General features: G+C 62.4%; 4 protein-coding genes. All 4 read left to right on the top strand.

Annotated elements, in window-relative coordinates:
* The coding region (pilM, locus tag Q0X16_RS13030; RefSeq protein WP_297835243.1) for a pilus assembly protein PilM at positions 1 to 315 on the top strand (315 nt) is incomplete at its 5' end.
* The gene (locus tag Q0X16_RS13025; RefSeq protein ID WP_297835240.1) at positions 315 to 941 is read left to right on the top strand and encodes a PilN domain-containing protein; all 627 of its coding nucleotides are present in this window, start codon (positions 315 to 317) and stop codon (positions 939 to 941) included. The genes pilM and Q0X16_RS13025, both read left to right, overlap by 1 nt.
* Positions 938 to 1,627: a type 4a pilus biogenesis protein PilO gene (gene pilO / locus Q0X16_RS13020; RefSeq protein WP_297835237.1), complete on the top strand. Its 690-nt coding sequence runs from the start codon at positions 938 to 940 to the stop codon at positions 1,625 to 1,627. Before Q0X16_RS13025 ends, pilO begins: the two co-directional genes overlap by 4 nt.
* A 1-nt stretch (position 1,628) precedes the next feature.
* Positions 1,629 to 1,928, top strand: a 300-nt coding sequence (locus tag Q0X16_RS13015) for a pilus assembly protein PilP (protein ID WP_297835234.1), incomplete at its 3' end; no start/stop codon positions are given.

The raw sequence follows: 1,928 nt of genomic DNA, 5'->3' as shown, positions 1-1,928 counted from the left end.
GGCCTGCCCGAATCGTATGAAAGCGAGGCCTTGGAACCCTTCAAGGAAGCGATGACGCAGCAGATCGGGCGCCTGCTGCAGTTCTTCTTCGCCGGCAGTGAATACAGCCGTGTCGACCAGATCGTGCTCGCCGGCGGCTGTGCCTCGATCGCCGGGATCGCCGACAAGGTCGAGGAACACATGGGCGTGCCGTGCGTGATCGCCAATCCGCTGGCCGACATGTCCCTGTCCAGTCGCGTGCAGGCGCAATCGTTGATGCAGGACGCCCCTGCGCTCATGATCGCCTGCGGGCTTGCTCTCAGGAGTTTCGACTGATGGCCAACATCAACCTCCTGCCATGGCGAGCCGAGCGCCGCAAGCAGCGCGAACGCGAGTTCTACATGATGCTGCTGGCTGCGGCGGTCGGCGCGCTGCTGGTGTTTTTCGTGGCGATGATGTGGGTGCAGCACGTCATCGATGACCAACAGGCGCGCAACGACTACCTCAAGGGCGAGATCACCGCGCTCGATGCCAAGATCAAGGAAATCGAGGAACTCGACAAGACGCGTGCCGATCTCATCACGCGCAAGGAGATCATCGAGCAGCTGCAATCCAACCGCTCGACCATGGTGCACCTGTTTGACGAGCTCGTGCGCACCATCCCCGACGGCGTGCGCCTGACCACGATGAAGCAGGTCGGCGACACGATTACGCTCGACGGGCGCGCCGAGTCCAACCAGCGGGTGGCGAGCTACCTGCTCAACATCGACCGCTCGCCATGGCTGGGCCATTCCGACCTCAAGAAGACCGAGAACACCGCGGGCGCCAAGGATGGGGACAAGAAGCTGCCGTATCAGTTCTCGATGGATGTGAAGCTGCGCAAGCCTGAAGAGCAGCAAAAGGCCCAGGGTACCGTGGCCGTCATCGAAGTACCGTCCGCCGCCACGGGGGAGAAGAAATGAGCTTCCTCGACGATCTGCGCAATCTGGACCGCAACAACATCGGCGGCTGGCCGACCGGCGTCAAGGCGTTCTTCGCGATCCTCATCATCGCCCTCATCCTGTTCTTTGGCTGGTACTTCAAGATCAGGGCGCAGCAGGAGGAGCTCGAGTCGGTGCGCCAGCAGGAAGTGACGCTGAAGAAGGACTTTGCCGACAAACAGGCCAAGGTGGTCAACCTCGAGGCCTATCGCAAGCAACTTGCCGACATGCAGGAGATGCTGCAGACGATGCTGCGGCAGCTGCCGAGCAAGACCGAGATGCCGGAACTGCTCAACAACATCACCCAGGCGGCGCTCAGTGCGGGTATCGAGACCGAACTGTTCCAGCCCGGCGGCGAGATCATGAAGGACTTCTACGCCGAAAAGCCGATCCAGTTGCGAATGCTCGGCAACTACCACCAGTTCGGCACGTTCATCAGCAACGTGGCGTCATTGCCGCGCGTGGTGATCCTGACCATGCATGACGTGTCGCTCAAGCCCGCGGGTGGCCCTGGCGCCAAATCGTCGGGCTCGGCCGGCCAGCTCATCCTCGAAGGTACGGTCAAGACCTACCGCTACCTCGACGACGAGGAGGCTGCCGCGGTCCAGGCTGCCAAGAACCCACCGAAGAAGGGTGCGGCACCCGCACCGGCGAAGAAAGGAGCGTGAGATGAGTCGACCCATCATCCAACACGCACTGGCCGCCGCGGTCCTGCTGGCGCTGCTTGGGCTGCAAGGCTGCACCCCCAGCGAAAGCGTGCAGCAGTGGGTTGCCAAGGAGAAGGCCAAGAAGGGTGCGCCACTGGCACCGTTGCCAGTGATCAAGACCTTCGAGGCGTTCACCTACAAGGACCAGGACCTGCGTGATCCGTTCGGACCGAGCGTGCAGGAGCAGGAACAGGCCAACCAGCAGGGACCCCATCCGGACCAGAACCGGCCGCGCGAACCACTGGAATCGTTCCCGCTCGAT

The sequence above is a fragment of the Thermomonas sp. genome (genome assembly GCF_025993755.1).
Lineage (GTDB): Bacteria > Pseudomonadota > Gammaproteobacteria > Xanthomonadales > Xanthomonadaceae > Thermomonas.
The sequence above is the reverse complement of the archived record's forward strand: the minus strand, read 5'-3'. Positions and strand labels throughout refer to the sequence as shown.

Bases quoted from the DNA above. Each gene is read 5' to 3' on its own strand.
- Q0X16_RS13025 (WP_297835240.1), top strand. From the start codon at position 315: ATGGCCAACATCAACCTCCTGCCATGGCGAGCCGAGCGCCGCAAGCAG.
- pilO (WP_297835237.1), top strand. From the start codon at position 938: ATGAGCTTCCTCGACGATCTGCGCAATCTGGACCGCAACAACATCGGC.